This window comes from Streptomyces sp. NPDC002734 (assembly GCF_040295685.1).
Lineage (GTDB): Bacteria > Actinomycetota > Actinomycetes > Streptomycetales > Streptomycetaceae > Streptomyces.
This window is the reverse complement of record NZ_JBEOVU010000015.1, coordinates 147631-173244: the sequence shown is the minus strand read 5'-3', so window position 1 is coordinate 173244 and position 25614 is coordinate 147631. Positions and strand designations below refer to the sequence as shown.

Genomic DNA, 25614 nt, shown 5'->3' with positions numbered 1-25614 from the left:
CCGCGAGATCTTCCGCTCCTGGCGCGAGGGCACCGTCATCCGCTCCTGGCTGCTGGACCTGGCCGTCAACGCCCTCGACGAGGACGAGCACCTGGGCAAGCTGCGCGGCTTCGCCCAGGACTCCGGCGAGGGCCGCTGGACGGTCGAGGCGGCCATCGACAACGCCGTCCCGCTGCCCGCCATCACCGCCTCCCTCTTCGCCCGCTTCGCCTCCCGTCAGGAGGACTCCCCGCAGATGAAGATGATCGCCGCCCTGCGCAACCAGTTCGGCGGCCACGCGGTCACGCAGAAGTAGTCCGCAGCACGACGGGGCCCCGCCCGCAAGCGGGGCAGGGCCCCGGCACCGCCTAGCAGTTCCACGCCGGGGAGGTCGGCGCCCGCCCATGCATGTCACGCATCTCTCGCTGGCCGACTTCCGCTCGTACGCCCGGGCCGAGGTCGCTCTCGGCCCGGGCGTCACGGCGTTCGTGGGTCCCAACGGGCAGGGCAAGACGAACCTGGTCGAGGCCGTCGGCTACCTGGCGACGCTGGGCAGCCACCGGGTCTCCTCGGACGCCCCGCTGGTGCGGATGGGCGCCGAGCGGGCGATCGTGCGGGCCCAGGTGCGGCAGGGCGAGCGGCAGCAACTGGTCGAGCTGGAGCTCAACCCGGGCCGCGCCAACCGGGCCCGGATCAACCGGTCCTCGCAGGTCAGGCCCCGTGACGTGCTGGGCATCCTGCGCACCGTGCTGTTCGCGCCGGAGGACCTCGCGCTGGTCAAGGGCGACCCCGGGGAGCGGCGGCGGTTCCTGGACGAGCTGGTCACCGCGCGCTCCCCTCGGATGGCGGGCGTCCGGTCCGACTACGAGCGGGTGCTCAAGCAGCGCAACACCCTGCTGAAGTCGGCGGCGCTGGCCCGCCGCCACGGTGGGCGGAACATGGACATGTCGACGCTGGACATCTGGGACCAGCACCTGGCCCAGGTCGGCGCCGAGCTGCTGGCGCAGCGGCTGGATCTGATCGCGGTGCTGCAGCCGCTGGCCGACAAGGCGTACGAGCAGCTGGCGCCGGGCGGGGGCCCGGTCGCCCTGGAGTACAAGGCGTCCGCCCCCGGAGAGGGGCACACCCGTGAGGAGCTGTACCCGCAGCTGCTGGCGGCGCTGGAGGGCGTCCGCAAGCAGGAGATCGAGCGCGGGGTGACGCTGGCCGGGCCGCACCGGGACGACCTCGTGCTGCGGCTGGGCCGGCTGCCGGCGAAGGGGTACGCGTCGCACGGGGAGTCCTGGTCGTACGCGCTGGCGCTGCGGCTGGCCTCGTACGAGCTGCTGCGGACGGAGGGCAACGAGCCGGTGCTGATCCTGGACGACGTCTTCGCCGAACTCGACGCGCGGCGTCGGGACCGGCTCGCGGAGCTGGTGGCTCCGGCGGAGCAGGTGATGGTGACGGCGGCGGTGGACGAGGACGTGCCGTCCGCGTTGACCGGGGCGCGGTTCCGGGTCGCCGACGGGACGGTGGAGCGGGCGTGACGACGGGTGCGGGCACGGGAGGATCCGGCGGGACCGTGGGTTCCGGCGCGAACGGTGCGGCCGCGAACGGTGCGGCCGCCGGTGGCGGGGCAGCGGGCGCGGGGCAGCCGTCCGGGGTGGACCTCGCCCGGGTGGCGCTGCGGGCCGCCCGGGAGCAGGCGCGCGCCCGGGGCGAGGCGACGCGGCAGACCAAGGGCGCGGGTGCGGGGCGACGGGGGGCGCGGTCCGGTTCACGGGGCGACGGCCGCGATCCGATGGCGCTGGGCGCGGCGATCAACCGACTGGTGACCGAACGGGGCTGGGAGCGGCCGGCGGCGGTCGGCGGGGTCATGGGGCGGTGGCCGCAGATCGTCGGCGACGACGTGGCCAACCACTGTTCGCCGGAGCGGTACGACGAGGACGGGCGCGAGCTGGTGGTGCGGTGCGACTCGTCGGCGTGGGCGGCGAACCTGCGGTTGCTGGCGCCGCAGTTGGTGGCGCGGCTGAACGCGGATCTCGGGCACGGGACGGTGCGGGTGATCAAGGTGCTGGGGCCCGCGGGGGCGGTGCGTCCCCGGTACGGCCCGTTGCGCGCGTCCGGGAGCCGCGGCACCCACGACTGGTGACCGTTCCCTCCGCGGGGGCGGTGGCTTCGCGGGGCTGAAACCCGGGTGGACAGCACCCTCTGTCCCCCGACCCGCCCCCTTCCCGGAGGGCTTACGTTCCGCGGAGCGAGCCGTCCCGTGCGTACGCGGCGCCTGCGCCCACCCGTGCCGCCCAGCGGCACGATTGCCCGCAGGGAGGGCGGGGCGCAGGGTGCCCACAAGCGGAGTGACGGCCCCCGCCGCCGTTCAGGCATGCCCCGCGCCGGCCGGGAAAACAGGGCTGGGGCGGGTGTTCGAAGGGTGGGGTGCTGAAGGTGACCTTCCGGTAGCCATGGGTTGACAAGGCAAAGCGCTGAGTGCCGCTGTGAGGCTCTTGGAGCCCCGCCCCGTATATGGGGAGTCGGTCCGGTCCGGTTCAGGGCGGCACATGCGAACTGAGGTGCCCGCAACGGCCCATCAGTGTCGGCGCTAGCGGTAGACTGGAGCGCAATCCCGCCCCACTTGTGGGACACACACCGAGCAACGCTGATCCAGGTTGAAAACCGCTACATGCCGCAGCCGCTCCGGTCGCCAGGTCATCGGCCGCGAGTACGGCTTGTGCTGTGCCAGAAAGGGCGCTTCGTGGCCGATTCCGGCAACCCCAACGAGAACATCCCGTCCAACGACGCCGCCGCAGCAGCCGGGGGCGAATCGTCCTCGTACGACGCGAGCGCCATCTCCGTGCTCGAAGGGCTGGACGCGGTCCGCAAGCGGCCCGGCATGTACATCGGCTCGACCGGTGAGCGTGGCCTGCACCACATGGTGCAGGAGGTCGTGGACAACTCCGTCGACGAGGCGCTGGCCGGCCACGCGGACACCATCGAGGTGACGATCCTCCCCGACGGCGGCGTCCGCTGCGTCGACAACGGCCGTGGCATCCCCGTCGGCATCGTGCCGGGCCAGGGGAAGCCGGCCGTCGAGGTCGTGCTCACCGTCCTGCACGCGGGCGGCAAGTTCGGAGGCGGCGGCTACGCCGTCTCCGGTGGTCTGCACGGCGTCGGCGTCTCCGTCGTGAACGCCCTGTCCACCCGGGTCTCCGTCGAGGTGAAGACCGACGGCTTCGTGTGGACGCAGGACTACAAGGCGGGCGTGCCGACGGCGCCGCTGGCCAAGGGCGAGCCGACCGAGGAGACGGGCACCTCGGTCACCTTCTGGGCGGACCCGGACATCTTCGAGACCACGGAGTACTCGTTCGAGACCCTCTCCCGCCGGTTCCAGGAGATGGCGTTCCTCAACAAGGGGATCTCCATCAGCCTGACCGACGAGCGCGAGACCGCGAAGGCCACGGCCGGCGCGGACGAGGCGGGCGCGGACGCGAAGCCCGAGGTCAAGACCGTCACGTACAAGTACGACGGCGGCATCGTCGACTTCGTGAAGTACCTCAACTCCCGCAAGGGCGAGATGGTCCACCCGACCGTCATCGACATCGAGGCCGAGGACAAGGAGCGTCAGCTCTCCCTCGAGGTCGCGATGCAGTGGAACGGCGGCTACAGCGAGGGCGTCTACTCCTTCGCCAACGTCATCCACACCCATGAGGGCGGTACCCACGAGGAGGGCTTCCGCGCCGCGCTGACCACGCTGATCAACAAGTACGCGCGCGACAAGAAGCTGCTCCGCGAGAAGGACGACAACCTCACCGGTGACGACATCCGCGAGGGTCTGACCGCGATCATCTCGGTCAAGCTGGGCGAGCCGCAGTTCGAGGGCCAGACCAAGACCAAGCTGGGCAACACCGAGGTCAAGACCTTCGTCCAGCGCGTGGTGCACGAGCACCTCACGGACTGGCTGGACCGCAACCCCAACGAGGCCGCGGACATCATCCGCAAGGGCATCCAGGCCGCGACGGCCCGGGTCGCCGCCCGCAAGGCGCGCGACCTGACCCGCCGCAAGGGTCTGCTGGAGTCGGCCTCGCTGCCGGGCAAGCTGGCCGACTGCCAGTCCAACGACCCGGTCAAGTGCGAGATCTTCATCGTCGAGGGCGACTCCGCCGGCGGCTCCGCCAAGTCCGGCCGGAACCCGCAGTACCAGGCGATCCTCCCGATCCGAGGCAAGATCCTCAACGTCGAGAAGGCGCGGATCGACAAGATCCTGCAGAACCAGGAGATCCAGGCGCTGATCTCCGCCTTCGGCACCGGCGTGCACGAGGACTTCGACATCTCCAAGCTCCGCTATCACAAGATCATCCTCATGGCGGACGCCGACGTCGACGGCCAGCACATCAACACGCTGCTGCTGACCTTCCTGTTCCGCTTCATGCGGCCGCTGGTGGAGGCCGGTCACGTCTTCCTCTCCCGTCCGCCGCTGTACAAGATCAAGTGGGGCCGGGACGACTTCGAGTACGCCTACTCCGACCGCGAGCGCGACGCCCTGATCGAGCTCGGCCGCAGCAACGGCAAGCGGATCAAGGACGACTCGGTGCAGCGCTTCAAGGGTCTCGGCGAGATGAACGCCGAGGAGCTGCGGATCACGACCATGGACCAGGAGCACCGGGTCCTCGGCCAGGTCACCCTCGACGACGCCGCCCAGGCCGACGACCTGTTCTCGGTCCTCATGGGCGAGGACGTCGAGGCCCGCCGCGCCTTCATCCAGCGCAACGCCAAGGACGTCCGCTTCCTCGACATCTGAGTCGGTCACTGCTGCCCCGAGCAGCCGAGCAATCGCTGACCGCACCAGGAAGGATCTTCACCAGCAATGGCCGACGAGAACACTCCCGTCACTCCTGACCCCGAGCCCGCCGAGGGCGCCGCGACGCCGGTCGCCCCCGTGGTCGCCGACGACGAGATCGCGATGCGCATCGAGCCGGTCGGGCTCGAGACGGAGATGCAGCGCTCGTACCTCGACTACGCGATGTCCGTCATCGTCTCGCGTGCGCTGCCGGACGTCCGGGACGGCCTCAAGCCCGTCCACCGGCGTGTGCTGTACGCCATGTACGACGGCGGCTACCGGCCCGAGAAGGGCTTCTACAAGTGCGCCCGCGTCGTCGGCGACGTGATGGGCAACTACCACCCGCACGGCGACTCCTCCATCTACGACGCCCTGGTCCGCCTGGCCCAGCCGTGGTCGATGCGGATGCCGCTGGTCGACTCCAACGGCAACTTCGGTTCCCCGGGCAACGACCCGGCCGCGGCCATGCGGTACACCGAGTGCAAGATGGCGCCGTTGTCGATGGAGATGGTCCGCGACATCGACGAGGAGACCGTCGACTTCACGGACAACTACGACGGCCGCTCCCAGGAGCCGACCGTCCTGCCGTCCCGCTTCCCGAACCTGCTGATCAACGGCTCGGCCGGCATCGCGGTCGGCATGGCGACCAACATCCCGCCGCACAACCTGCGCGAGGTCGCCGCCGGCGCCCAGTGGTACCTGGAGAACCCGGAGGCCTCCCAGGAGGACCTCCTGGACGCCCTGCTGGAGCGCATCAAGGGCCCCGACTTCCCGACCGGCGCCCTGGTGGTGGGCCGCAAGGGCATCGAGGAGGCCTACCGGACCGGCCGCGGCTCGATCACCATGCGCGCGGTGGTCGAGGTCGAGGAGATCCAGAACCGCCAGTGCCTGGTCGTCACCGAGCTGCCCTACCAGGTCAACCCTGACAACCTGGCCCAGCGGATCGCCGACCTGGTCAAGGACGGCAAGATCGGTGGCATCGCCGACGTCCGCGACGAGACCTCCTCGCGCACCGGCCAGCGCCTGGTCATCGTGCTCAAGCGGGACGCGGTCGCCAAGGTCGTCCTCAACAACCTGTACAAGCACACCGACCTTCAGACCAACTTCGGCGCCAACATGCTGGCCCTGGTCGACGGCGTGCCGCGCACCCTCTCGCTGGACGCGTTCATCCGGCACTGGGTGACGCACCAGATCGAGGTCATCGTCCGCCGCACCAAGTTCCGGCTGCGCAAGGCGGAGGAGCGCGCCCACATCCTGCGCGGTCTGCTCAAGGCCCTGGACGCGATCGACGAGGTCATCGCCCTGATCCGCCGCAGCGACACGGTGGACGTGGCCCGTGGCGGCCTGATGAGCCTGCTGGAGATCGACGAGATCCAGGCCAACGCGATCCTGGAGATGCAGCTCCGCCGGCTCGCCGCCCTGGAGCGCCAGAAGATCATCCAGGAGCACGACGAGCTCCAGGCGAAGATCAACGAGTACAACGAGATCCTCGGCTCGCCGGTCCGCCAGCGCGGCATCGTCAGCGAGGAGCTGGCGGCGATCGTCGAGAAGTTCGGCGACGACCGCAAGAGCGCCCTGGTGCCCTACGACGGCGACATGTCCATCGAGGACCTGATCGCCGAGGAGGACATCGTCGTCACGGTCACCCGCGGCGGCTACATCAAGCGCACCAAGACGGTGGACTACCGCGCCCAGAAGCGCGGCGGCAAGGGCGTGCGGGGCACGAAGCTCAAGGAAGACGACATCGTCGACCACTTCTTCGTCTCCACCACCCACCACTGGCTGCTGTTCTTCACCACCAAGGGCCGGGTCTACCGGGTCAAGGGGTACGAGCTGCCGGACGCCGGCCGGGACGCCCGCGGCCAGCACGTCGCCAACCTGCTGGCCTTCCAGCCGGACGAGCAGATCGCCGGCATCCGCGCGATCCGCGACTACGAGGTGGCCCCGTACCTGGTGCTCGCCACCAAGAGCGGCCTGGTGAAGAAGACCTCGCTGAAGGACTACGACTCCCCGCGTTCCGGCGGCGTCATCGCGATCAACCTCCGCCAGATGGAGGACGGCACCGACGACGAGCTGATCGGCGCCGAGCTGGTCTCGCCCGACGACGACCTGCTCCTCATCAGCAGGAAGGCCCAGTCCCTGCGGTTCACCGCGACGGACGACTCGCTGCGCCCGATGGGCCGCGCGACCTCCGGCGTGAAGGGCATGAGCTTCCGTGAGGGCGACCAGCTGCTCTCGATGAATGTCGTGCGACCGGGTACGTTCGTCTTCACCGCGACCGACGGCGGGTACGGCAAGCGGACCGCCGTCGAGGAATACCGGGTGCAGGGCCGTGGCGGTCTGGGCATCAAGGCTGCCAAGATCGTCGAGGACCGCGGGTCGCTCGTCGGCGCGCTGGTGGTGGAGGAGAGCGACGAGATCCTCGCCATCACGCAGGCCGGCGGCGTGATCCGCACCCGGGTGAGCGAGGTCAGGGAAACCGGCCGTGACACCATGGGCGTCCAGCTGATCAACCTGGGCAAGCGTGACGCGGTGGTCGGCATCGCGCGCAACGCCGAGGCGGGCCGCGAGGCGGAGGAGGTCGACGGCGACATCGTCGTCGACGAGGCCGCCGAGACCACGGAGGGCGCCGGATCCACGGCGTTCGACGCAACGGACGCTGAGGCCGGGACGACCGGCGCGGACGAGGGTGAGTCGCCCTCGGCCGAGTAGGCACGAGGAGTGAGACGAGCGTGAACGGAGCCACGGGCGCCGGACCGACCGGTGGGGAGACCGACGGCGGCGGCCGTGGCTCCTTCGCGCAGCAGACCCAGGCCCCGTCGCAGAAGGCGGCGGAGGCCCATCAGACCCATGGATCCCAGGGGGGAACCGTGACCCAGCCCACCCAGCCCTACGAGCAGCCCGGCCGGGCCCAGGCGCAGGGGCGTCCCGAGGTGACGCCGCTGCCGACGTCGCCGCTGCCCGGGGAGCGGCAGGGGCAGCAGGGCTCCGCGGGCCCGTACCACCCGCCGCACGCCTACGAGGCGGGCGCGGTGTCGGCGCCTCCGGCCGGTGCGGTGCGCAGGCCGCGGACCGGCGCCAAGCCGGTGCCGCGCACCCGCAAGGCGCGGCTGCGGGTCGCGAGGACCGACCCGTGGTCGGTGATGAAGGTCAGCTTCCTGCTGTCCATCGCCCTGGGCATCTGCACGGTGGTCGCGGCGGCGGTGCTGTGGCTGGTCATGGACGCGATGGGCGTCTTCGCCACGGTCGGCGGGACCATCGCGGAGGCGACGGGCTCCGAGGGGTCCAACGGCTTCGACCTGCAGGGCTTCCTGTCGCTGCCGAACGTGCTGATGTTCACCGCGGTGATCGCGGTGGTCGACGTGGTGCTGATGACGGCGCTGGCGACGCTGGGCGCCTTCATCTACAACCTGTCCGCCGGCTTCGTCGGCGGCGTCGAGCTGACGCTCGCCGAGGACGAGTAGGGCCTCCTGGAGATCGGGCGCTCCGGGCTGCGGATACCGATTTTGGGAGTTCGCATGTCGTGCGCTAATCTTCAGGAGTCAGCGCGCGGGACACACACCGCAGAGCGCGGCGGGGCTATAGCTCAGTTGGTTAGAGCGCATCCCTGATAAGGATGAGGCCACAGGTTCAAATCCTGTTAGCCCCACAGACACTGAAGACCCTCGGTCCACCGGACCGGGGGTCTTCTGCGATTCCGGGGTGTGCCGACCGCCACCGGGGGCCACTGCGGGCGGGCACGGGGAAACGCCGCCGGCCCGCCTGGTGAGGGCGGGCTCGAGACGGCGTGGTGCGGGGGCGCGGCCGCGACGGGAGTGACGTGCGGGGCGTGCGTGACTGAGGGATGTGCGGGGCGGGTAGGAGCGCGGCCCGCAGTGTGGTTCGTGGCGCGGACCGAGGTGCGGTGGGGCGTGCTCCGGCGCGGTGCGGGAGGAGCGGGGCGGAGCAGGCGCTGATCGGGGCCGTTGGAGGTGGGCCGGTGGCGGTGCGGGGTCGCTCGCGGCTGTTCGCTGCGGTCAGGGGCGGTGCCACGGGGTGATCGCCTCGACGATGGCTGTGGCTGTGGAGAGGCGGGGCGGCCGTGCTGTCGGGGTGCGGGCCGGTCGCGTTGTGCGGGCGTTGCATGCCGAGCGGCAGGTGTTCGCAGGGCGCTTGGGGGCGGCGGTTCCCGCTCGGTGAGCCGTGCGGGCGGTGTGGGCGCAGCGAGCCGCGTGCGGGGTGGATCCCGGGCGGGCCGTGCAGGCTGTCCGGGCCTCGGGGGTGGGGTGGAGTGTGCCGGCCTTGGGAGTGAGGCGGAGTGTGCCGGCCGTGCGGGTGGGGCGGAGTGTGCGGGCCGTGCGGGGTCCCGGGGAGGCCGCCTGACGGGACGCCGGGTTGGTGGGGAGGGCGCGCGGTGGTCGCGGCGCTGAGGGGGAGGTGTATGGCCGGCTCCTGCTCGAGGGGGTCGGCCAGGAGGTCGGTGGCGTCGCGGCGCGGTGCGGTGTCCGAGGCGGCGGAGGGGGCCGTGGGGAGCGCGGCGGGGACCAGCAGGCCGACGCCGCCGGTGGAGCCGGAGCGGCTGTGCGGGGAGCCGCCGTGGGCCTCCGCGAGGATGCGCTGCTTCATCGTGGGCGGAAGGGCCCGGTCCGCCGGCCAGAGCCCGCTCCCGGCGGTCTGCCGGGGGATCGCGGCGGTGGCGGTCACCCCCGCCGTGGCCCGCGCCGTGGCCCGCAGGCCGGCTCGTGTCGTCCCGGCCGAGCGGATCGTCGCGGCGTGCGTCCGGCCGCCGTTGCCGCCGCGGCGTCCGCCGTTGCGCGCGGGCCCGCTCTGCGGTACCGCCGCCGCGGACGTCGTGGACACGAGCCCCAGCGCCGTGAACAGCGCGAGGAACGCGGACACCAGCACCTGCCACAGCTTCCTGACCTGGGTTCCGGTCATGGATGACCTCACATTCGGGTTGGGCGATTTGCGTACTTTCCTCATGATGTGTATGCGCAGCCCGATGCGTGGGACCCTCGCCCATGGCGCGTCGATGGTCCGATGAACACCACCCGGACGGACGCACGGCCGGTGAGGAACCCCGAGGAGCTTGGGGAGGAACCCCCGGCGCGCGGGCGCGCCGGTGCGATCACCCGGTGATCTGAAGCGCCCCGCAGGGCAGTTGGGAGCCCACCCCTAGGTCACCGTTCGGTATCGGCCGGTGTGTATAGTCGGGCGCCTAGAGGTCTCCCTACGTCAACGAAAGACGAGGTCGCGCGGTGAAGAAGCTTCTCCTGGTCGCCCTGGCCGCCATCGGCGGTCTCCTCGTGTACCGCCAGATCCAGGCGGACCGCGCCGAGCAGGACCTGTGGACGGAGGCCACCGACTCCGTGCCCAGCGGTTCCTGAGGGCGGCAGTCGCCGAAACCACGCGAAAACCCCGGCCGCCCGAAGGCGACCGGGGTTTCGTGCTGTCGGGGCCGGCGCTCGGCCGGTCCCGCGCCCAGCTCTTCTCAGCTCTGGTGGACCTGATAGTGCGCGACCGCGTCGGCGGTGCGCCCGGCCCCGTACACCTTCAGGAACTCGGCGAGTTCGGGGTGCGTCTCCCCGATCTGTTCGGCGGCCTCGATGATGTCGCCGGCCGCGGCCAGCGAACGCAGGAGACTCTGTATCTCCCGCACCACCCGCTTCACCGTGGGGGCGCCCACCGGCGTCGCCGCCGTCTGCTGGGCGGCCACGCTCAGCATCGAGCCGCCCTGCGACTTCTTGATCTCCTCCATGCGTTCGGCCGCCTCGGCCGCGCTGACGCTGCCGTCGGCGACCTGTGCCGCCAGGTCCTGCAGCAGCCGGACCCGCTGCACCACCGCGGGGTTGCCGATCTTCGCCCGCTGTCCGCTCATCAGCTGCGACAGCATCGGCGCCGACAGCCCGAGCACACCCGCGAGCCGCGCCTGGTTGAGCCCCAGGTCGTCGATCAGCCGTCGGAAGAGCTCCCCCAGAGGCTCTCCGTACCAGTTCCGCTGCAGCTCGCGCGCCCTCGAGGTGGCTTCCTGCTGTGCGGCGTCCATGCGTCTCCCCATCGCTTCCCCATGTACAGGGTTCGCTCGAGCGAACCACGTACCGAATCTTACGGAGGCCCGGAGGCGGCGGGGAGTCGCAGCCGCCCTGGTTGACCAATCCTTTTGCGGGATACCGGGGGTCACCGGGTAGTCTGGTCGTCGGCTCGCACCGGTGGTCGCACCTCCGGGGCGGATGCCGTTGTTGAGGGGCCTTAGCTCAGTTGGTAGAGCGCTGTCTTTGCATGGCAGATGTCAGGGGTTCGACTCCCCTAGGCTCCACTTCTCCCAAGCCCTCCGATCCGCGGAAACGCGGTTTCGGGGGGCTTTGTCACGCCCCACCCGCAGGCCTGCTGGGACCCCGAGAATCCGGGTGTGCCCATTTCCTCGCCCGGGCCTTCCTGACGGCCGGTCAGCGTCCGGGCGATGAGGGAGGGGAAAGAGCTCCCTCCCGGAGCGGGACCGGACCCGGCGACCCGGCGAGGCCCAGCCCCGATGCCCCGGCCCCGGCGCCTCGGCCCCGGCGCCCCACCGCACCCGGGTGTCCCACGGCACCCGTGTCCCGCACCTCGCGGACGGAGGGCGCCCGCGTCAGTCCAGGTTGTACGGCGGTGCTCCCATGACCTCGAACAGCGCGGCCGCGGCGGCCTCGTGCTTCGCGGCCGAGACCGTGTCGCCGAGTGCCCTCGCGGCGCGTGCCATACCGCCCAGCGCGCGTGCCTCCTCGGCCCGGTAGCGGATGGCCGCGGCGAGCTCGTACGCGTGGGAGTGCAGTTGCATGGCGCGCTCGTGGTCGTGTCGTCGCCGGTGGACCCGGCCGACGAGGTTCTCGACCTTCGCCTGGCGGGTCGGGCTGCCGCTCAGCTCGGCGAGCTCGAGCGCCTGCCCGGTGAGACCCGACACCTCGCTCCCGCGGCCCAGGTACTGGGCGACCTGCGCGGACAACGCCAGGACCAGGGCGAAGTCCCCGGGCGGGCTCGCCTCGTCGCACAGGCCACGGGCCCGCTCCAGACAGGTGCGGGCGTCCTCGTACTCGCCCAGGCCGACGTGGGCGAAGGCGAGATCGGTCAGTGCCATCACCCGGTTGCTGCGGTAGTCGACCTGCCGGTGGATCTCCAGGGCTCTCCGCGCCGCCGTGGCGGCCTCACCGTAACGGCCCCACTGTTCGTACAGCGTGCTGAGGATGGTGAGGGTCTCCGCCTGCGAGCGCGGGATGTCCAGTTCATGTTCCAGGGCCATCGCGCGTTCCAGGTGCGGCAGGGCCTCCGCGTGCTGGCCGAGCACCGTCAACAGCAGTCCGATGGTGGACTCGCTGTGCGCCTCGGTGTGCTTCTCGCCCAGCCGTACGGCGATGTCGCGTCCCTCGCTGGTCACCTCGATGCCCTCGTCGAAGTGGCCCAGCTTCCAGCACGCGATTCCCAGGCTCGACAGGCTGGCGCCCAGCAGGGCGAGGTCCTGGACGCGGCGCGCGGCCTTGACCGCGACCTGACTGAGGTGCCTGAAGTCCTCGAAGCGGCCCAGGGCGTTGAGCTGGAAGACGATGTTGCGGGTCAGCCACACGGTGTGGCGGTCCAGGCCGTGTCGTTCGGAGAGGGCCACGGCAGCCGGCAGACTGCCGTGCTCGCGGTCGAACCACGCCGACGCGCGCTCCGGGTCCTGAAGCGGCGGCAGTTCGCCGCCGTACGGGGCAAGGCCGGTGGAGCTGCGCTTGCGGCCCGGGAAGAGCACCTGGCAGGCCTCTTCGGTGACGGTCAGGTAGTAGCCGAGCAGCTGCTCCACCCCCTGGGCGTCGACCTCTTCGGTGGCCGGGCCGCCCTGGCTCTGCGCGAAGTTGCGGACCAAATCGTGGAACCGGTAGAGCCCGATCTCGGGCTGCTCGAGGAGGTGGACGTCCAGCAGGCGCTCCAGGACGGACTCGGCGTCATGGGTGTCCATGCCCAGGAGCGCGGCCGTGGAGTGGACGTCGATGACGGTGCCCGGGTGCAGGCCCAGAAGGCGGAAGGAGGTGCGGTACTCCTCGGCCATCGCCTGGTACGACAGGCGCAGGGTGGCCGCGACACTGCGTTCGCCGGCGCTGAGTTCCTCCAGGCGCCGGGTCTCGTCGTGCAGCCGGTCGGCCAGGTACTGCACGGTCCATCGCGGCCGGTTGCGCAGTCGGGCGGCCACGATGCGCAGCGCGAGCGGGAGCCGGCCGCACAGCTCGACGAGGTCGGCCGAGGCCTTCGGCTCGGCGGCCACCCGCGCCTCGCCGAGCATCTCGGTCAGCAGCTGGGCGCCGTCGTCCTCGGACATGGGGCCGATGGAGATCCACTCGGCGCCGTCCAGGTCGAGCAGTCTGGCCCGGCTGGTGACCAGGACGAGGCAGCCGGGCTCGGCGGGCAGCAGGGGCAGGACCTGACCGACGTCCCTCGCGTTGTCGAGCAGGAGCAGCGTGCGGCGTCCGGCCAGGGTGGACCGCCACAGGGCGGCGCGGCCCTCCAGGTCGTCGGGTATGCGGTCGCCGGGTGTTCCGAGCGCGCGCAACAGGCTGTCGAGAGCGGAGGAGGGCGTCACGGAGGGCTCGCCCGGGGTGTAGCCGCGCAGGTCGATGTGGAGCTGGCCGTCGGGGAAGAGGTCCGCGGCCTGGCGGGCCGCGCGGACCGCCAGGGAGGTCTTGCCGCTGCCGCCCATACCGTCGATCGCGATGAGCGGGGTGTACCCCTCCGACGTTTCGTTCCTGGCCTTGACGTGGTTCAGGAGCGCGGCGAGCTCCTCGTGCCGGCCGGTGAAGTCGGACAGGTCCTGCGGCAGGGTGCAGGGAGCCGCGGCCGGGGTCTCGGCCCCGGCCGTGGACGCCGTGGGGAGGACGGCGGGCGGAGTGATCGGCCGGGGTGACGCCGCGACCGGCCCGGGGGCGGCCAGTTCCGGGGCCTCGTGCAGGATGCCCTCGTACAACTTGGTGAGCTGGGGGCCGGGGTCGATGCCGAGTTCCTCGGCGAGCAGTTCGCGGACCTTGCGGTACTCCTCCATCGCCTCGGCCTGGCGGCCGCCGCGGTACAGGGCCAGCATCAGCAGGCCGCGCAGGGACTCCCGCATCGGGTGCTGCACGATCAGGTCGCGCAGGTCGGCGATCAGTTCGGCGGCCTCCCCGAGTCCGAGACGGAGCTCCAGGTACTGCTCGGCGGCGGCCAGGCGGCGTTCCTCCAGCGCGGTGGCGGCGCCCTCGATCACCCTGCCGCCGGTGCCGGACAGGACAGGACCGCGCCAGAGCGACAGGGCGTGGCGCAGGGCCCTGACGGCGTCGCCGACACGTCCCTCGTGGACGGCGTCCGCGGCCGAGCGCAGGTGGCTGCCGAACTCGATGAGGTCCAGCTGCTCCTCACCGACCGACACCCGGTACCCGGGTCCGTCGGTGATGATCAGGTCGTTGCCGTCAGGGATGCGACGGCGCAGGTGCGCGACGGCCTTGCGGACCTGGTGCGCGGCCGTCGTCGGGGGGACGTCGTCCCACACCGACTCCACCAGTCGCGTCACCGGGACCATCCTGCCCGGTTCGAGCAGCAGGGTGGCCAGTACGCGTTCCTGGACGGCTCCGCCGAGGTGCAGCCGGGAGGGCCCGGACCATCCCTGGAGCGGTCCCAGGACGCCGAACCGCAGTCCTGGCTGTCCGTCTGCCTCCATCATGCCCCCATGACCCCGTCCATTCCTGGCACTGGCATGGACCTGCCGTGATCATAGGCGGCGTGCCTGCCCGACGGGAACGGAACGGTCGCGGTCGGTAACGGACGGGGAACGGTACGGGAAGGGCTCACTCCAGCATCGGTGATGTCGATCGAGGCGTACACCGATCCAAGGGAGAGCAGGACGTGCGGAACAGACCGGCGCGGCTCATCGGATTCCTGACGGCCCTGGTTCCGGCACTCGGCCTGGGGGCCCCGTGGGGTCGTCCGGCGCCGTCGGCCGTGTCCTGACCGCCTGCGCACCCCGTGAGGAAGGAACCTCCATGAGTACTGACACCCGTCCCGCCGGCACCGAGCTGAAAGGAACGATGGAACTGACGGCGGCCATGGTGCTCTCGGGCACCCTGGGCATCTTCGTCGTCGAGTCCGGTGCCTCACCGTTCAACGTCGTCTTCTTCCGGTGCGTCTTCGGCACCATCGCCCTGGGCCTGTACTGCCTGGCGCGCGGGTTCTTCAAGAATCACGGCCTCACCCCGAAGAAGTTCGGCCTGGCGGCTCTCGGAGGCGTCTTCATCGTCTTCAACTGGGCGTTCCTCTTCGAGTCCTACGAGACCACGTCCATCTCCGTCGCCACCGTCGTCTACCACACGCAGCCGTTCTACGTGGTGCTGCTGGGCGCGCTGCTCTTCCGGGACAAGCTGACCGCCGCCAAGTTCGGCTGGCTGGGCGTCGCCTTCGTCGGCCTGGTCCTGGTCGCCGGGGTCTCCCTCTCCGACTTCCAGGACAGCGGCCGGAGCGACTACCTGGTCGGCCTCGGCCAGGCGCTGCTCGCCGCTCTCTTCTACGCCTTCGCCACCGTCATCACCAAGCGGGTGACCGGGGTCAGGCCGCACCTGGTCGCACTGATCCAGGTCCTCCTGGGCATCCCGCTGCTGCTGCCCTTCGCCACCTTCGGCGACATGAGCGGGCTCGGGGCGGACTGGGGCTGGCTGATCGGGCTCGGCGTCATCCACACCTGCCTGATGTACGTCCTGATGTACTCCTCGTACCAGAAGCTGCCCACCCCGAAGATCGCCGTCCTGGCCTTCATCTACCCGGCCGTCGCCATGCTCTGCGACTGGGCCGTGTACGGGCACAGCATCTCGCTGCTCCAGGCGCTGGGCATTCCGCTGATCGTCGCCGCGAGCCTCGGCGTCAACCTCGGCCGGCGGCTCGGGCCGCGCCGCGCCGCGCCGCCGGCCGGCACTCCCGCCGCGGAGACGAAGGCCGCCGGCACGGACGCCGCCCCGGCCCCCGTCGCCGTGTCCACCGCCGCCTCCGCCACCACCCGCACCCGCGAGAAGAGCACGACGGGAGAGTCCCGATGACCCTTGTCACGGACACCTATGGGCGTTCCGCACCCCGTGTCGCCACCGTCGGCGCCACCGGCGCGGTCGGCGGCACCCTGATCGAGCTCCAGGTTCCCTCCTGGAGGCCGTCCACATCGAGTGCCACGAACCGCTGGACCGGGCCCACCGCAGGGCGTCCTGGGGACGTTCCGTGCTTCCGGCCGCCAGCGTGCGCCCCCTGTGCTTCGCCTGATGCGTCCGCTCCCGACCGGTTCGTCCCGTTTGACGTGGGCATGCTTGTGAAATCAGGGTAAAAACGCACTGCGGTGTTTCCCTGTGGAGTACGGTGCCTTCCTGTGCGGTCGTCATGGGGATGGGTCCGCACGCACACCGCGACTCTTGACCAGGGGTCGCGCGGCCTGGGGGGGCGTGTGGATGGCACAGGACGCTCGGACGTCTGCGGACATACGGGACGCGGGCGAGACCCGTACGCGTCGGCAGCGGGATGACCGGCATCGTGAAGAAACGTTCCGTCCTCGTGGCATCGGCCTGCGGGACAAGCCCGGTTGGTATGTGACCACGCTGCTCTGCGTGGATTCCCTGGTTCCGACCGTGACGCTGGCGCCCGTGCTGGAGCAGTCCGGGCAGCCCGCCTCCGGTCTGGTGACCCTCACCTCGACCCTGACCTGGCTCGGCGTGCGCGGAGCGAGACGCCGGTACACCCGTGACGAGGTGGGCGAGTCCCGCGGCGCCGTCCCGGTGCTGCACGACTGGCTCATGACGCTCGGGGTCCTCGCGGTGATCGGGGTCGGCGTCCGGACGGTCGTCGACCCCTTCGTCGTCCTCGCGGCCCTGACGCCGGCCCTGCTGCTCGCGGTGTTCGCCCGGCGGGTGGTCTTCGCGCACCTGGCCCGGGAGCGCCGCGCGGCGCAGGCGGTGCTGCGGGTCCTGGTCGTCGGCGAGGCGCAGGCGCTGCCGGTGGTGATGGGACGTCTCGACTCGCGCACGGACCACCCCTACGCGGTGGTGGGCAGCGTCGCCGTCGGCGGCGAGGCGCCGGGCGCCGAGCGGCTGGACGCGCCCGCCGACCCGGACTCCGGCGCGCGCGCCGGGCGCGTGCTGGTGGACACGGTGCGCCGTCACCGCGCGGACGTGGTGCTGCTGGCGCCGGGGGCCCGGCTCTCCGGGCCGGCCCTGCGGCACCTGGTCTGGGCGCTGCAGGACGCCGAGGTCGAGGTGGCGCTGGCGCCCGGTCTGGTGGAGGTCTCCGACAAGCGGCTGGAGGTCGGCTCGGTGGCCGGCCTGACCGTGCTGAAGGTGGCTCCCCCGCAGGGGCCAGGCGGTGTCCAGCAGAGCCTGAAGGAGGCCCTGGACCGCTGCGGGGCCGCGCTCGGGCTGCTGGTGCTCGCCCCGTTCCTGGCGCTGGTCGCGCTGGCGGTGAAGCTGGACTCGCGGGGTCCCGCGTTCTACCGGCAGCAGCGGATCGGCCGTGACCAGGACGTCTTCGTGATGTGGAAGTTCCGCACCATGGTCGTCGACGCGGACGCCCTCAAGCGCGAGCTGGCGGAGCGCAACGAGAACGACGGGCTGATGTTCAAGATGCGCCGTGATCCGCGGGTGACCCGGGTCGGGCGGCTGCTGCGCCGCACCTCGCTGGACGAGCTGCCGCAGCTGTTCAACGTGCTCATCGGCGACATGTCCCTGGTGGGTCCGCGTCCCCCGCTGCCCGAGGAGGTCGCCGGGTACGACGCGACCGCGCTGCGTCGGCTGCGGGTCAAGCCCGGCATGACGGGGCTGTGGCAGGTCAGCGGCCGGTCGGACCTGTCCTGGGAAGAAACGGTTCAGCTGGACCTGCACTACGTGGACAACTGGTCGTTCGTCAGCGACCTCGACGTGCTCAGCCGTACGCTCCGCGCCGTCGCCGACGGTCGCGGAGCGTACTGAGGGCCCGCGCGGTGCGAGGGCTACGGGGGATGCCGCCCCGCTCAGGCGCGGGAGGAGCCCGCGCCCTCCGACAGCCACCACCGGTAGGTGCCGGCGATGCCGTCGCGCAGCGCGATCGACGGCTTCCAGCCCAGCCCGGTCAGCCGCGACACGTCCAGCAGCTTGCGGGGCGTGCCGTCCGGCTTCGTGGTGTCCCAGCGGATCTCGCCGGAGAAGCCGGTGACCTCGGCGACCGTCTCCGCGAGCGCGCGGATGGTCAGGTCCTCGCCGCAGCCGACGTTGACCGGCTCGTCGCCGTCGTAGGTCTCCAGCAGCCGGACGCAGGCCGAGGCCAGGTCGTCGACGTGCAGGAACTCGCGGCGCGGGGAGCCGGAGCCCCACAGGGTCACGTGGTCCGCGCCCGACGCCTGGGCCTCGTGGAAGCGGCGGATCAGCGCGGGCAGGACGTGCGAGGTCTCCAGGTCGAAGTTGTCGCCGGGCCCGTAGAGGTTGGTGGGCATCGCGCTGATCCAGGAGGCGCCGAACTGGCGGCGGTAGGACTGGACCTGGCAGATGCCGGCGATCTTCGCGAGGGCGTACGGCTCGTTGGTGGGCTCCAGCGGGCCGGTCAGCAGCGCGTCCTCGCGGATGGGCTGCGGGGCGAACTTCGGATAGATGCACGAGGAGCCCAGGAAGAGCAGGCGGCCCACCCCGGCGGCGTGCGCGCCGGAGATCACGCTCAGCTGGATCCGCAGGTTGTCCTCGAGGAACTCGACCGGACGCGTGCTGTTCGCCATGATCCCGCCCACCTTGGCGGCGGCCAGCACGACCGCGTCCGGGCGGGTCTCGGAGAGGTACGCGGCGGTGGCCGCGGCGTCCCGCAGGTCCAGGTCGGCGCGGCCCCGGGTGAGGACCTGGTGGCCGTCGGCGGTGAGCCGGCGGACGACCGCGGAACCGACCAGCCCGCGGTGGCCCGCCACGAATATCCGGGACTGCGGCGCAAGAAGTGTCATGGACCGGATCATGCCAGCAGCCCGCGGGTGATCCCGCGCAATTCAGAAGATTTCCGTACGGATGGTTCGTGTACGGGGCGTGTGACCGAGTACGGGGCGGGGCCGGTCCTCCGGCCCGTCGGGGAGGAAGACCAATCATGAGCAAGACCGCGCTGATCACCGGTGTCACCGGCCAGGACGGCTCGTACCTGGCGGAACTGCTGCTGGAGAAGGGCTACACGGTGCACGGCCTGGTGCGCCGGTCGTCCAGCTTCAACACCGAGCGGATCGACCACATCTACCAGGGCCCCCAGGAGCCCGGCCGGCGCTTCGTGCTGCACCACGCCGACCTCACCGACGGCGTCGCCCTGGTCAACCTGCTGCGCGAGATACAGCCCCGGGAGGTCTACAACCTGGGCGCCCAGTCGCATGTGCGGGTCTCCTTCGACGCCCCGCTGTACACCGGCGACGCCACCGGGCTCGGCTCGCTGAGGCTGCTGGAGGCGGTCCGCGCCGCGGGCATCGAGACCCGCTTCTACCAGGCGTCCTCCTCGGAGATGTTCGGCGCGACGCCGCCTCCGCAGAACGAGGCGACGCCGTTCCACCCGCGCAGCCCGTACGGTGCCGCCAAGGTCTACGCGTACTGGTCCACCGTCAACTACCGTGAGGCGTACGGCATGTACGCGGTCAACGGGATCCTCTTCAACCACGAGTCCCCGCGCCGCGGCGAGACCTTCGTGACCCGGAAGATCACCCGCGCGGTGGCCCGCATCAAGGCGGGGCTGCAGCAGGAGCTCTACCTGGGGAACCTCGACGCCGTCCGCGACTGGGGCTACGCGCCCGAGTACGTGGACGCCATGTGGCGGATGCTCCAGCAGGACGAGCCGACCGACTACGTGGTGGCCACCGGGGTCGCGGCCACGGTGCGCGAGTTCCTGGAGACGGCGTTCGGTCACGCGGGGCTGGACTGGCGCGAGCACGTCCGGTACGACGCCAAGTACGAGCGTCCGAGCGAGGTGGACGCGCTGATCGGCGACGCCTCCAAGGCCGAGGAGATCCTCGGCTGGAAGCCCGAGGTCAGGGTGGAGGAGCTCGCGCGGATCATGGTCGACGCCGACGTCCGTCAGGTGAACGCCGAACTGGCGGGCACCGCGGTGCGCGTCGACCGCTGAGCCGGCCGCCGGTCGCGGGACGTGACCGGCACGGCACACAGGCTCCGGCCGAATCCCGGGGGGACGGGGATCGGCCGGCGCAGGGAGGAACACGCGTCCGGCGGCCCGCCGGACGCGTCAGGGGCGGCCCCAGGGCCGTTTGTTTGGGGGTTCCATGAGAAGAACGAGAGGGCTGAGCGCGGCCCTCGCGACGGTGCTCGCGGCGGGCCTTGCGGTCGCCGTGGCGCCGCAGGCCGGCGCGATCAGCGAGTCGGTCGCCTTCACCGCGGACGATCTGCCCACCTGGCAGACCAACGGCATCGTCTGGGCGCTGGCCCAGGCGGACGGCGTGGTCTTCGCCGGCGGCACCTTCTCCGCGGTGCGTCCCCCCGAGGGGGGAACCGGCAGTGAGCAGCAGGTGGCGAACTTCGTGGCGCTGGACGCCGCGACGGGCGCGCCCACCGACTGCGACCTGTCCTTCACGGTGTCCTCCGGCACCGCCACCGTCCGCGCGATGGCCGTCTCCCCCGATCAGGAGACGCTGTACGTGGGCGGCTACTTCGGCGCGGTCAACGGCACCGCCGTCTCCAGCGTCGCCGCGATCGACATCGAGACCTGCACGCCGCGGACCGGCTTCAACGCCGCCTTCCCGGCGACCGTGCGAGCGCTGGCCGTCACCGACGACACGGTGTACGCGGGCGGCGACTTCACCAGCGTCAACGGCCAGCCGCGCGAGCGCTTCGCCGCCGTCGCCGCGGGCAACGGCTCGCTGCGCCCGTTCGTCGCCGACGTGGACGAGCCCGGCCGGGCCATCGAGGTCACCCCCGACGGGCAGCACGCCCTGATCGGCGGCGACTTCTTCACCGTCAACGGGCAGAACTCGCACGCCCTGGCCGTGGTGGACGCCGCCAGCGGCGACGTCGAGAAGGCGTACCCGACCGGGTTCATCCCGAACACCTCGGTGGTCAAGGACATCGACACCGACGGGACCGGCTTCTACACCGGCAACGAGGGCACCGGCGGCGGCGTGTTCGACGGCCGCATCGCGCTGGACTACGGCACCTTCGACCAGCGCTGGCGCGACACCTGCCTGGGCGCCACCCAGGCCGTGGAGTCCTACGAGGACGTCCTCTACAGCGCCTCGCACGCCCACGACTGCTCCAGCGTCGGCGAGTACCCGGACGGACGGCGCCAGCACTTCCTGGCCCAGCCGACCACCTCCACGGCCAAGCTGGGCTGGTTCCCGGACACCAACGACGGTCTCGGTGAGGGCATCGGCCCGCGCGCCCTCACCATCTCGTCGAAGAACGGCGTCGACTACCTCTGGTCCGGCGGCGAGTTCACCACCGTCAACGGCGCCGCGGCGCAGGGTCTCACCCGGTTCGCCTCCACCGGTGACGTGGGCGCGCCCACCGTCCCGGTGGTCGGTGCGGACGCGGTGGAGCCCGGCAAGGTCAAGGTCCGCTGGCGCACCAGCATGGACGACGACGACAGCCGGCTGATCTACAAGATCTACCGCAACGGCTCGAGCACCCCCGTCGGGACGGTCGAGGCGGACTCCGTCTTCTGGGAGCGTCCGCAGGCCTCCTTCACCGACACCGGCGTGACCCCGGGCTCGACGTACAGCTACCGGGTGACGGCCTCGGACCCGGCGGGCAACACCAGCGCCCTGTCGGCGACCGCGAGCGTCACCGTGCCGAAGACGCCCGAGCCGTACGGCTCGGCGGTGCTGGCGGACGGCCCGAACCTGTACTGGCGCCACGACGAGAAGACCACGCCGTACGTCGGCGACTCCTCGGCCGGCGACCAGAGCGGCGTCATGAGCGGCGGCCCGGCCCTCGGCGAGGCGGGCGCGCTCACGAGCGGCGGCACCTCGTTCGGCTTCGACGGCTCCGACGACCGCCTCTACAGCGACCGTCGCACCACCGTCGGACCGGCCTACTCGGTGGAGACCTGGTTCCGCACCACCACCACGAGCGGCGGCAAGCTGGTGGGCTTCGGCAACAACACCACCAAGAACAGCGGCAGCTACGACAAGCACATCTACATGGCCAACGACGGGCGCCTGTTCTTCGGCGCCTACAACGGGGCCACGCGCACGGTGAACTCCCTCACCCGCTACAACGACGGCAAGTGGCACCACGTCGTCGGCACGCAGGGCTCCGGCGGCATGACGCTGTACGTCGACGGCGCCCGGGTGGCGGGCAACACCGCGTACACCACGCACCAGAGCTACGCCGGTTACTGGCGTGTGGGCGGCGACAACCTGAGCGGCTGGCCGTCGCGTCCCAGCAGTGACAACTTCGTCGGTCAGATCGACGAGGTCGCGGTCTACCCGACCGTCCTCGGCGCCGACCGGGTGGCCGCGCACCACCAGCAGGCCACCAAGCAGGGCGACACCGTCACCTCCGTGCAGGCGTCCGAGGACACCTACGTGAACGAGGGGTCCAAGAGCACCGCGTACGGCTCGGCCACCTCGCTGGCGGTCCGCGGCAGCTCCGGGTACGAGGCGTACCTGCGCTTCGCGCTGCCCGCGGCCCCGGCCGGCACGACGCTGACCGGCGCGGCGCTGGAGGTCCGCACGGACTCCTCCGCCACCGCCGGTTCGGCCGACGCCGTCACGCTGCGGCCGGTCACCGGCGCGTGGACCGAGGCGGGCACCACGTGGAACACCAAGCCCGCCCTGGGCCCGTCCACGCTGGGCACGCTCACCCCGCCGTCCGCCTCCAACTCCGGCGCCACCGCGGAGCTGGACGTCGCCGCGGTGCGCGCGGCGCTGGGCGGCGACTACGGCATGGCGCTGACGTCCGCCGGGACGGACGCGCTGTGGCTGTGGTCCAGCGAGGCCCCGTCCGCGGCGGGCACGCCGCGGCTGATCCTCACCTTCTCGCCCCAGTAGGGCGGACCCGCGGCCCGGTGGCCTCCCGTCGGTCGCACGACCGCGGGGGCCGCCGGGCCGCGGCACGGACCTGGCGGAACCGCACCACCGAGCACGTCCCGCACGCGTGTGTGCGGAGCAGAGAGCAGGAGTTCCATGCGCAACCACTCGCTGGCGGCGGCCGCCGCCCTGATCGCCCTGGGCCTGCTGCCCGCGCTCTCCGGCTGCTCGTCCTCCTCCGACGACCGGGCCGACGGCGGCGACCGGACGGCGGCGGGGCACTCCGCGCCCTCCGGCGACCGGACGCCGGAGGCGGGGGCGTCCTCGTCCCCGGGGCCGGTGCTTCCGGACTCGAGGATCGAGGCGCCGAAGGGCTCCGGGAAGTTCACGAAGAAGGAGAAGGAGTACCTCAGCGGCCGGGTGCCCGAGCAGATGGAGCCGGCCGCCGTCCTGGACCTCGGCAAGGAGGCCTGCCAGCGGATCGACCGCACCGCCCGGCACGACAAGGACGCGGTGATCGGCGCGTTGGTGGCCGGGGAGATCCCGGACGCCGAGCCGGCCGTCACCCACCTCTGCCCGGAGCACGAGCCGCTGATCGAGGCCGCCAAGGGCGGCTACCCGGACGGGCAGCACAAGAAGCCCGCGGCGGGGAAGTACCGGACCGTCTCCGCGGGACCGGCCTGCACCTGGACGGTCACCGGATCCGGCGGGAAGGTGCTGGCCTCCGGACCGGGCACCGGGGGCGGCAAGGACGGCTCGTACACCATGACCGTGCCGTCCGGGGCCGCCCGGCTGGTCTCCTCCGGGTGCTACGCCTGGGTGCGGGCCTGACCGGTCCCGACCGCCCCGCCGTACACCTCCAGCAGCCTCCCGACCACCGCGTCGATCGAGAAGGCCTCGCCGGCCAGCCTGTGGGCCGCTGCCGAGGCCTTCTCGGCGTTCCCGGGCTCCAGCAGCTCCAGCACCGCCCCGGCCAGCGCCTCCGGGCCCTCGACCACCCGGCCGGCGCCCGCCTCGCCGATCGCCGGCGCCAGGCCGTTGGAACGCGTCACCACGGCGGGCGTGCCGACCGAGAGGGACTCCAGGACCGACATGGGGAACGGCTCGTCCACCGAGGGCAGCACGTAGACGTGGGCCCGGCGCAGTTCCTCCAGCACCCGGGCGGAAGTCAGCGCGCCGACGCAGAACACCCGGTCGGCCAGCCGCAGTTCCTCGATCCGCCGCCGCACGGCCGCGAGCTCGCCCTCGTCGGGACCGGCGACCACGAACTCGGCGTCCGGGTGGCGGTCCAGGATCGCGGGCGCGGCGTCGACGAAGTCCACGGGGCGCTTGCGGGCCTGAAGGCGGGCGGCGTACAGGATCCGCGGCGGCCCGGCGGGCCGCGGGCGCGGCTCCTGGGCGGGCACGCCGTTCACCAGGTGCACGGCGGTGCTCAGCGGGGCGCCGAGCACCGCGTCCAGGTCGCGCCGCTCGTGGCCGGTGAGGTGGAGCACCGCGGCCGCCCCGCGCAGCACCCGGCGGACGGCCAGGGCGTCCAGGACCTTGGCGAGCGCCTTGCCGCTGGGGTCGACCATGCCGTGCGTCTGGAGCACCAGCGGGACGCCGGCGCGCAGCGCGGCCAGGGCCACCGGGAGGGTGACCAGGTCGCGGGCGAGGTGGACGTGGACCACGTCCACCTCGCGCACCAGGCGTCCGGCGCGGGCCAGCAGGGCGGGCGAGGTGATACCGCTGAAGCCGAGCGGCAGCAGACGGCGGGCCGGGTACAGGCGGGCGGGCACACCCTCCACCTCGCGCGGCGGGCCGCCGTCGAACCCCTCGGCCAGGGCGAGGAGTTCGGGACGGTGACCGCGGGCCGCCAAGCCGTGGGCGAGGTTGAGCGCGACCCTGACGGGCCCGCCGAAGGCGCCGGTGGGCGAGTGCAGGGTGACCACGTGCAGGACCCGCAGCGGCCCCTCGGGGGCGCTCACGCGGGCTCCTTCACCGGGCGGCGGGCGCCGTCGGCGGTGTGCAGGGTCAGCTCGGGCAGGTCCTGGTGGAGCACCGCGCCCGCGCCGACCACGGCGTGCCGGCCGACCGTGGCGCCGGCGAGCACGGTGGCCCGGGCGGCTATCCAGGCGCCGTCCCCGACGGTGATCGGGGCGTTGCGGTAGCGGAAGTCGGCGGCCCGGTGGTCGTGCGAGCCGGTGCAGAGCAGGGCCTCCTGGGAGACGCACACGTGGCGGCCGAGGGTGACCGGCTCCAGGTTGAGCAGCCAGGCGCCCTCGCCTATCCAGGTGTGGTCGCCGACGGTCAGCTTCCACGGCCACAGCACCCGCACCCGGTGGCGGATCAGCACCTGCTCGCCCACGGTCGCGCCGAAGGCGCGCAGCAGCGCGACCCGCAGCCGCGGCGGGCACCACCAGGCCATGAAGACCAGGTTCATCACCGCGAACCACAGGGCCTGGACCAGCTTGCCCCGCCCCTTGTCGTATCCGGCCAGGGTGAACGACGAGAGATCACGCATGCCGGCCCCCTTCCCCCCGCACGTCACCGGGGGGCGCCGCCCCGCCGGTCGTCCGCGCTCCCCAGCGCGGTGATCACAGGCTAGTGGGTCGCCGGAGGTCCCGGCAGGGCCTGTGGACAACCCTCGTCGCATCGTCCACAGGGCGGACGCGTGTCCGATGATCGCTCGTAGACTGCCCAGGACCCGGCCGGGGGGCCGGAGGGGTGTGGGGGAATGCGATGACCACCGAGCGAACGGCCGGCGGACCGCCGGGGGCCCCGGCGGGCGGGCCGGGGAGCGTGGGAGGCCCGCGGGGCGCCTCAGGCCCGCGCGGCGCGGGCGGCCCCAAGGAGGGCGCCGCGGGGCGCGGGAGCGCCGGCCAGGGGTCCGCCGTGC

The 25614-nt window shown here is 72.1% G+C and carries 16 protein-coding genes, 2 tRNA genes and 1 pseudogene; 14 read left to right on the top strand and 5 right to left on the bottom strand.

From position 1 onward, the window contains the following. The 8 genes and pseudogenes from ABT026_RS16105 to ABT026_RS16070 all read left to right on the top strand — a co-directional run. Positions 1-295, top strand: a pseudogene (locus ABT026_RS16105) (6-phosphogluconate dehydrogenase); the annotation flags it as partial. Positions 296-383: 88 nt separating this feature from the next. Then, positions 384-1505 carry a DNA replication/repair protein RecF gene (recF, locus tag ABT026_RS16100; RefSeq protein WP_351115039.1) on the top strand — a complete coding sequence of 374 codons (1122 nt, stop codon included), beginning with the start codon at positions 384-386 and terminating at the stop codon, positions 1503-1505. Positions 1506-1621: 116 nt separating this feature from the next. Continuing rightward, on the top strand, positions 1622-2110 hold the full coding sequence (locus ABT026_RS16095; RefSeq protein ID WP_351115057.1) for a DciA family protein: 489 nt from the start codon (positions 1622-1624) through the stop codon (positions 2108-2110). A gap of 600 nt (positions 2111-2710) precedes the next feature. Beyond that, a complete protein-coding gene (gene gyrB, locus ABT026_RS16090) occupies positions 2711-4753 on the top strand; it encodes a DNA topoisomerase (ATP-hydrolyzing) subunit B (protein WP_351115038.1) in 2043 nt (680 codons plus the stop codon). A 66-nt stretch (positions 4754-4819) separates the two neighbouring features. Next, on the top strand, positions 4820-7504 hold the full coding sequence (gene gyrA / locus ABT026_RS16085; protein ID WP_351115037.1) for a DNA gyrase subunit A: 2685 nt from the start codon (positions 4820-4822) through the stop codon (positions 7502-7504). Positions 7505-7524: 20 nt separating this feature from the next. Continuing rightward, entirely contained in the window at positions 7525-8256 is a 732-nt protein-coding gene (locus ABT026_RS16080) for a DUF3566 domain-containing protein (RefSeq protein WP_351115035.1), read from the top strand. A 111-nt stretch (positions 8257-8367) separates the two neighbouring features. Then, positions 8368-8441, top strand: a tRNA-Ile gene (locus ABT026_RS16075). A gap of 1588 nt (positions 8442-10029) precedes the next feature. Next, positions 10030-10158, top strand: a complete 129-nt coding sequence (locus ABT026_RS16070) for a DLW-39 family protein (protein ID WP_007824483.1) — start codon at positions 10030-10032, stop codon at positions 10156-10158. 104 nt (positions 10159-10262) lie between these two features. Here the strand turns inward: ABT026_RS16070 and ABT026_RS16065 are convergent, their stop codons facing one another. Further along, a complete protein-coding gene (locus ABT026_RS16065; protein WP_351115034.1) occupies positions 10263-10817 on the bottom strand; it encodes a helix-turn-helix domain-containing protein in 555 nt (184 codons plus the stop codon). A 197-nt stretch (positions 10818-11014) separates the two neighbouring features. On the opposite strand from ABT026_RS16065, the gene ABT026_RS16060 reads away from it, so the two are divergent. Beyond that, a tRNA-Ala gene (locus ABT026_RS16060) sits at positions 11015-11087 on the top strand. Positions 11088-11396: 309 nt separating this feature from the next. Here the strand turns inward: ABT026_RS16060 and ABT026_RS16055 are convergent. Beyond that, positions 11397-14468: an AfsR/SARP family transcriptional regulator gene (locus ABT026_RS16055; protein WP_351115033.1), complete on the bottom strand. Its 3072-nt coding sequence runs from the start codon at positions 14466-14468 to the stop codon at positions 11397-11399. 319 nt (positions 14469-14787) lie between these two features. Here ABT026_RS16055 and ABT026_RS16050 point away from each other — a divergent pair, with 319 nt between their 5' ends. Then, on the top strand, positions 14788-15831 hold the full coding sequence (locus ABT026_RS16050; protein ID WP_351115032.1) for a DMT family transporter: 1044 nt from the start codon (positions 14788-14790) through the stop codon (positions 15829-15831). A gap of 552 nt (positions 15832-16383) precedes the next feature. Beyond that, entirely contained in the window at positions 16384-17736 is a 1353-nt protein-coding gene (locus ABT026_RS16045) for a sugar transferase (RefSeq protein ID WP_351115031.1), read from the top strand. Between the two features lie 41 nt (positions 17737-17777). Here ABT026_RS16045 and ABT026_RS16040 read toward each other — a convergent pair whose 3' ends face one another. Then, a complete protein-coding gene (locus ABT026_RS16040; protein ID WP_351115030.1) occupies positions 17778-18728 on the bottom strand; it encodes a GDP-L-fucose synthase family protein in 951 nt (316 codons plus the stop codon). A gap of 137 nt (positions 18729-18865) precedes the next feature. On the opposite strand from ABT026_RS16040, the gene gmd reads away from it, so the two are divergent. The 3 genes from gmd to ABT026_RS16025 all read left to right on the top strand — a co-directional run bounded on the left by gmd (position 18866) and on the right by ABT026_RS16025 (position 23567). Beyond that, the gene (gene gmd, locus ABT026_RS16035) at positions 18866-19879 is read left to right on the top strand and encodes a GDP-mannose 4,6-dehydratase (protein ID WP_351115029.1); all 1014 of its coding nucleotides are present in this window, start codon (positions 18866-18868) and stop codon (positions 19877-19879) included. Between the two features lie 154 nt (positions 19880-20033). After that, positions 20034-22757 (top strand): CBM96 family carbohydrate-binding protein, encoded by a 2724-nt coding sequence (locus ABT026_RS16030; RefSeq protein ID WP_351115028.1) that lies wholly within the window; start codon positions 20034-20036, stop codon positions 22755-22757. Between the two features lie 135 nt (positions 22758-22892). After that, entirely contained in the window at positions 22893-23567 is a 675-nt protein-coding gene (locus tag ABT026_RS16025) for a hypothetical protein (protein ID WP_351115027.1), read from the top strand. Here the strand turns inward: ABT026_RS16025 and ABT026_RS16020 are convergent. Both ABT026_RS16020 and ABT026_RS16015 read right to left on the bottom strand, forming a co-directional pair. Beyond that, positions 23546-24682 (bottom strand): glycosyltransferase, encoded by a 1137-nt coding sequence (locus ABT026_RS16020; RefSeq protein WP_351115056.1) that lies wholly within the window; start codon positions 24680-24682, stop codon positions 23546-23548. The two genes, ABT026_RS16025 and ABT026_RS16020, sit on opposite strands and share 22 nt — an antisense overlap. Before the next feature lie 17 nt (positions 24683-24699). Next, positions 24700-25239 (bottom strand): WcaF family extracellular polysaccharide biosynthesis acetyltransferase, encoded by a 540-nt coding sequence (locus tag ABT026_RS16015; protein WP_351115026.1) that lies wholly within the window; start codon positions 25237-25239, stop codon positions 24700-24702. Positions 25240-25614: the final 375 nt, after the last annotated feature.